Origin of the sequence: Promicromonospora sp. NPDC060204 (assembly GCF_042728455.1) — a bacterium.
Lineage (GTDB): Bacteria > Actinomycetota > Actinomycetes > Actinomycetales > Cellulomonadaceae > Promicromonospora.
The window spans coordinates 1-6,142 of record NZ_JBHWZO010000326.1; the positions used below are offsets into that span (position 1 = coordinate 1).

General features: G+C 74.4%; 4 protein-coding genes. 2 read left to right on the forward strand and 2 right to left on the reverse strand.

The annotated features are described in order from the left end of the window. Positions 1–46: 46 nt before the first annotated feature. Together ACFWEJ_RS26215 and glgX are read right to left on the reverse strand one after the other, a co-directional pair. On the reverse strand, positions 47–1,762 hold the full coding sequence (locus ACFWEJ_RS26215; RefSeq protein ID WP_377232108.1) for an FAD-binding dehydrogenase: 1,716 nt from the start codon (positions 1,760–1,762) through the stop codon (positions 47–49). A 9-nt stretch (positions 1,763–1,771) separates the two neighbouring features. Further along, positions 1,772–4,087, reverse strand: a complete 2,316-nt coding sequence (gene glgX / locus ACFWEJ_RS26220; protein WP_377232109.1) for a glycogen debranching protein GlgX — start codon at positions 4,085–4,087, stop codon at positions 1,772–1,774. A gap of 71 nt (positions 4,088–4,158) precedes the next feature. Here glgX and ACFWEJ_RS26225 point away from each other — a divergent pair, with 71 nt between their 5' ends. Together ACFWEJ_RS26225 and ACFWEJ_RS26230 are read left to right on the forward strand one after the other, a co-directional pair. After that, a complete protein-coding gene (locus tag ACFWEJ_RS26225) occupies positions 4,159–4,989 on the forward strand; it encodes an electron transfer flavoprotein subunit beta/FixA family protein (RefSeq protein WP_377232110.1) in 831 nt (276 codons plus the stop codon). Positions 4,990–4,997: 8 nt separating this feature from the next. Continuing rightward, positions 4,998–5,975 (forward strand): electron transfer flavoprotein subunit alpha/FixB family protein, encoded by a 978-nt coding sequence (locus ACFWEJ_RS26230; RefSeq protein WP_377232111.1) that lies wholly within the window; start codon positions 4,998–5,000, stop codon positions 5,973–5,975. Positions 5,976–6,142 lie beyond the last annotated feature (167 nt).

Here is a 6,142-nt window from a genome sequence, read left to right on the forward strand (position 1 = left end):
GTTCTGGTTTGCCGAGTCAGCCGGCCGGTCACAGTCAGCCGGCCGGTCACAGCGTGGCGGCCAGGGCGCGGCCCGTCGTCCGGCCCGTGAACAGGCAGCCGCCCAGGAACGTGCCCTCCAGCGCGCGGTGCCCGTGGGCTCCGCCGCCGCCGAAGCCCGCCGCCTCGCCCACGGCCCACAGGCCCTCCAGCACCTCGCCGTCCGGGGTCAGCGCCCGGCCCGTCTCGTCGCACCACAGGCCGCCGAGGGTCTTGCGGGTCAGCACCGACAGCCGCACGGCGAGCAGCGGCCCGTCCTGCGGGTCGGTGAGCGCGCGCGGCGGCGACACCCGGATGGCCTTGTCCACGATGAAGTGCCGTGCGGCCGCCGTCGCCACGACCTGCGGGTCCTTGCCGAGCCCGGTCGCGACCTGGGCGTCGCGGGCAGCGATCAGCGCGGCCAGGGACGCCCCGTCGACGTGCCCGCTCGACCCGTCGGTGGCCTCCGTCAGCGCGTTCATCTTCGCGGCGAGCTCGAAGGCGTCGTCCGCCCAGAGGAACTCCTCCGACTGCTCCGCGAAGGTGCGCACCGGCACCGACCGGCCGCGGACCCGCTCCAGGAGCAGGGGCACGGACTTGCCGGTCAGGTCGGGGTTCTGCTCGGAGCCCGACAGCGCGAACTCCTTCTCCATGATCGTCTTGTTCAGCACGAACCAGGAGTGGTCGTCGCCGCGGGTGGTCACGTGCTGCAGCGCCCCGAGCGCGTCGAAGCCGGGGAACAGCGGGCCGGGCAGCCGGTTGCCGTCGGCGTCGAGCCACAGCGACGACGGGCCGGGCAGGATCCGGATGCCGTGCTGCGTCCAGACCGGCGAGTGGTTCGCGATGCCCTCGGGGTAGTGCCACATGCGGTCCTCGTGCACCAGCGCCGCGCCGGAGTCGGCGGCGACGCCCAGCATGAGCCCGTCCGTGGAGTCCGGCACGCCCGAGAGCATCCGTCCGGGGAGGTGTCCGGCGTCGGCGGACCAGCGGGCGCGCGCCAGGTCGTGGTTGGCGCCGATGCCGCCGCTCGCGACCACGACGGCCTGGGCGGACAGCTCCACCTCTCCGGTCACGGTGCGGCCCGACGGCTCGCCGCGGCCGGCGTCGTCGTCGGCCAGGATCTGCGCGCGGATGCCGGTGACGCGGCCGTCGGTGACCACCAGGGACGTGACCCGGTGCCGGAAGCGCAGGTCGAGCAGCCCGGCCCGGTTGGCCTCGTGCGCCGCGGCGACGAACGGCTCGACGACGGCGGGGCCGGTGCCCCACGTGACGTGGAAGCGCGGCACCGAGTTGCCGTGCCCGCCGGCGGGGTAGCCGCCGCGCTCCGCCCACTGCACCAGCGGGAACCAGCGCACGCCCTTGGCGTGCAGCCAGGGCCGCAGGTCGCCCGCGGCGAACTCGACGAACCCCTGGGCCCAGCGGTACCCGAACCGGTCGGGGCCCTCGCCGCGCTCGGCGCCGGGATCGAACTGCGCGGAGCCCAGCCAGTCGGAGAACGCCAGCTCGGCGGAGTCGCGCACCTTGAGCCGGCGCTGCTCGGGGGAGTCGACCAGGAACAGCCCGCCGAACGACCACCAGGCCTGGCCGCCCAGCGACGCGGCGGGCTCCTGGTCGAGCAGGACGACGCGCTTGCCCGCGGCGGTCAGCTCGGTCGCGGTGACGAGCCCGGACAGGCCCGCACCGATGACGATGACGTCGGTGTTCCCCGCGGTGCCAACGGCGTTGTTGTGGACGGAGTCAGTCATGTGCGCACCTTAGCCAGGACCGACCCCGCGGGACAGCAGCACGTTGATGTTCAGCGCCTCCAGGGTCACCGACGTCCGGGGCCCGGTCTCGTCGTCCGGCACCACGGGCGCGTCCCACGCGGAGTCCCAGACCAGCTCCCACGGCGCGGCGCCGTCGCGCGGCGGCAGCGTCACCTCGACGTCGTCCAGGCCGCCGTTGATCACCAGCAGCACGTCCGCGTCACCCACCGCCGGGCCGGGCCGCAGCATCTGCAGCACGCGCCGGCCGGGCTGGTTCCACGTGTCGACCTCCATCGCCGCGCCCGTCTCGGAGAACCACAGCAGGTCGGTGTCGGTCTCGTGCGGCCGGGGCGAGCCCAGGAAGAACGAGTCGGCCCGGAGCGCCGGGTGCTCGCGCCGCAGCGCCAGCAGGTAGCGCGTGGTCTCCAGGAGGTCGGTCCCGGCGTCGTCCACGGCCCACCGGATCCACGACGTCTCGTTGTCCTGGACGTAGGCGTTGTTGTTGCCGCCCTGGGTGCGGCCCAGCTCGTCGCCCGCGGTGAGCATGGGCGTGCCGGCGGCCAGCAGCAGGGTGCCCAGCAGGTTGCGCTGCGACTTGCGGCGCGGCGGCACGATCGCCTGCCACGGCTCCGTCGTGGCGTCGTCGCCCGAGGTGGTGTGCCCCTCCAGCCCGTGGTTCCACGACAGGTTGTTGTCCGACCCGTCGCGGTTGTCCTCGCCGTTGGCCTCGTTGTGCTTGTGGTCGTAGGCGACCAGGTCGGCGAGCGTGAAGCCGTCGTGCGCCGTCACGTAGTTGACCGACGCCACAGGGCCGCGCACCAGTGGCGGGTCGCCCGGCCCGAACAGGTCGGCGCTCCCGGCCAGCCGCGTGGCCAGGTCCCGCAGGCCGCGCATCTCCTGCCCGCGCACGCCCTGCTTGGGCGCGTCCAGCCAGAACCCGCGCGCGGCGTCGCGGAACCGGTCGTTCCACTCCGCCATGGGCGGCGGGAACGAGCCCGTCTGCCAGCCGCCCGGCCCCACGTCCCAGGGCTCCGCCACGAGCTTGAGCCCCGACAGCACCGGGTCCGTCTGCAGCGCCACCAGGAACGGGTGGTCGGGGTCGAACCCGACGTTGCCGCGGCCCAGCGTCACCGCGAGGTCGAACCGGTACCCGTCCACCCCCACGGTCTCGGCCCAGTAGCGCAGCGAGTCCAGGGCGAGCTGGATCACGCGCGGCCGCCGGAAGTCCAGCGAGTTGCCCGTGCCCGTGACGTCCGCGAGCGCGGCCGGCGAGGCGCCGTCGTGCAGGTAGTAGACCGGGTTGTCGAGGCCGCGCCAGGCCAGGTGCAGGCTGTCGTCGCCGCCCTCGCAGGTGTGGTTGTAGACCACGTCGAGCAGCACCTCGATGCCCGCCTCGTGCAGCAGGTGCACCATGCCGCGCACCTCGTCGAGCACGGCCTCCGCGCCCTGCTCCTGCGCCGCCCGGGTCGCGTAGTCAGCGTTGGGCGCGAAGAAGCCGAGCGTGTTGTAGCCCCAGTAGTTCGACAGCCCGTGCGCGGCGAGCCGCGGCTCGGCCACGCTCTTGTGGATCGGCAGCAGCTCCAGCGTCGTGACGCCGAGGCTCTTCAGGTGCTCGACGACGGCCGGGTGCGCCGCCCCCGCGTACGTGCCCCGCAGCTCCTCGGGGATGTCCTCGCGCAGCATCGTCAGCCCGCGCACGTGCGCCTCGTAGACCACGGTCTCGGCCCAGGGCACACGCGGCCGGGACAGGGGAGCGGGCGGCGGCAGCGGCGCGACGACGACGGAGTGCGGCACGTACGCCAGGGAGTCGGTCGCGTCCGGCGGGCCGTACGGGTCGCTGAGCCACCAGCCATCCTCGCGCTCCGTGCTCACCGCGCCGACCACCTCCGGCCCGTAGCGCAGCCGGCCCGCGAACCCGCGGGCGTACGGGTCGACCAGCAGCTTGGCCGGGTTGTGCCGCAGCCCCGCGCGCGGGTCCCACGGGCCGTACACGCGGAAGCCGTAGCGCTGACCTGGTGCGACGTCCGGGACGTGCGTGTGCCACACGCCGTACACCGGCCCCACCATCTCGAACCGGCGCTCGGTGTACCGGCCCGGGTCGTGCTCGTCCAGGGCCGGGTCCGTGACGTCGATGAGGCACAGGTCCACCGCCGTCGCGTGGGACGCCAGCACGGCCGCGTCGATCCCGCCGTCGGGCGTCACGTACACGCCCAGCGGCGGCACGTGGCTGCGGCGGGCCGACGGCCGGATGAGCGGCCGGACGACCGGACGGGGCACCGGGTCGCCCGGCGCCCGCTGCGGTTCTGCTCGTCGTGACTGCGCCATATGCCCCATCGTCTCAGGCCCGCTCGTGGACCCGATCCGTCCCACGCCGCCCGACGTCGTACGGTTACCCCATGCGCATCGTGGTCACCGCCAAGTACGTCCCCGACATCAACACGGAGCGTGGCTTCTCCGACGGCCGGGTCGTGCGCACGGCCGGTGAGGGCACCCTCAACGAGCTGGACGAGAACGCGATCGAGGCGGCCCTGCGGATCGTCGAGGCCGAGCGCGCCGCCGGCCGGATCGGGGCGGACGAGGGCGAGGTGGTCGTGGTCACCATGGCCGGGCCCGACGGCGACGTCGCGCTGCGCAAGGCGTTCCAGCTCGGCGTGGACCGGGGCATCCGGGTGTCCGACGACGCCCTGGCCGGCTCCGACTACTTCGGCACCGCCGCGGTGCTCGCCGCCGCCGTCCGCAAGCTGGGCGACGAGGCGCCGGTGGACCTCGTCGTGACCGGCATGGCCGCCCTGGACGGCCTGGGCTCCGTGGTGCCGACGCTGCTCGGCGCCGAGCTCGGCCTGCCCACGCTGAACCTCGCCAAGAAGGTCTCGCTCGCGGACCCGGACGACTCCGGGCAGCGCGTGCTGACGATCACCCGCGAGATCGACGACGTCACCGAGTCCCTGACCGCGCCGCTGCCCGCGCTCCTGTCCGTGACGGACGGCGCCAACCAGCCGCGGTTCCCGGGCTTCAAGCTGATCATGGCGGCCCGCAGCAAGGAGATCGAGGTGTGGTCCCCGGCCGACCTCGGCCTCGACCCCGCCGTGGCGGGCAGCGCGGGCGCCCGCACCGAGACGCTGTCAGCGGCCCCGCGCCCCGCACGCCCCGAGGTGGAGCTCGTCACCGACAAGGGCGAGGGCGGCGTGGCGCTGGCCGACTTCCTGATCCGCAACGACCTGGTCTGAGAGACACGATGACGAACCGCACCGTCCTGGTCCTGCTCGACCCCGCTACCGAGGTCCGCACCAGCACGCTGGAGCTGCTCACCATCGCCCGCGGCCTCGGCCGGGTCGAGGCAGTCGCCCTGGAGGCACCCACCGTCGAGGTGCTGGCGCAGCTCGGCGCGTACGGCGTCGAGACCGTGCACCAGGCGGAGCCGGCCCGGGACGGCGCCTGCGTGAGCGGCGACGAGCGGCACCTGCCCGCCGTCGTCGCCGCGGCGCTCGCGGCCGCCGTCCGCCTGACCGACGCCGACGTGGTGCTGCTGCCCACGTCGTTCGCCGCCAAGGAGGCCGCCGCCCTGGCCGCCCACGACCTGGGCGCGGGCCTGGTCATCGACGCCTCCTCGCTGCGCGACGTGCACGGCCGTGTCGTGGCCGGCAAGCGCGTCTTCGCGGGCTCGTGGGACACCGAGTGCGCGGTGACCGCCGACGTCGCCGTCGTGACGGTCCGGGCCAACTCCGCCGTCGCGCAGCCCGCGCCGGCCGCCGTCGAGCCCGTGACCGAGGGGTACGCCGTCGAGGTGCCCGCGTCGCCCGTGGCGCTGCTGTCCCGCGAGGTCAAAGCCGACAGGAGCGGCCGTCCGCCGCTGGACCAGGCGGCCGTGGTGGTCGCCGGGGGCCGCGGCACCGACGGCGACTTCGGCCCCGTGGAGGACCTCGCGGACGCCCTCGGCGCGGCCGTGGGCGCGTCCCGCGACGCCGCGTTCGAGGGCTGGTGGGACTCCTACGTGGGGCAGACCGGCGTGACGATCGCCCCGCGCGTCTACATCGGCGCCGGCATCTCGGGCGCGCCGCACCACCGCGGCGGTATGCAGGCGTCGCAGGTGATCGTCGCCGTGAACAGCGACCCGGAGGCGCCGATCTTCGAGATCTGCGACTTCGCCGTCGTGGGGCAGCTCGCCGACGTGCTCCCGCAGGCCGCGGCGGAGATCCGCAAGCGCAAGGGCTGAGGCCGGCTGGGCCGACGTCGTATGGGCTGAGGTCTGCCGGGCCGACGCCGGCTGGGCTGAGGCCGACAGGGCCGAGGTTCGATGTGCTGGAGCCGGACGGCCGGCGCCGCACCTCCCCTTTGAGGACCGGGTTTATTATATTTCGGCCAGCTCAAAGCGTAGAAAAG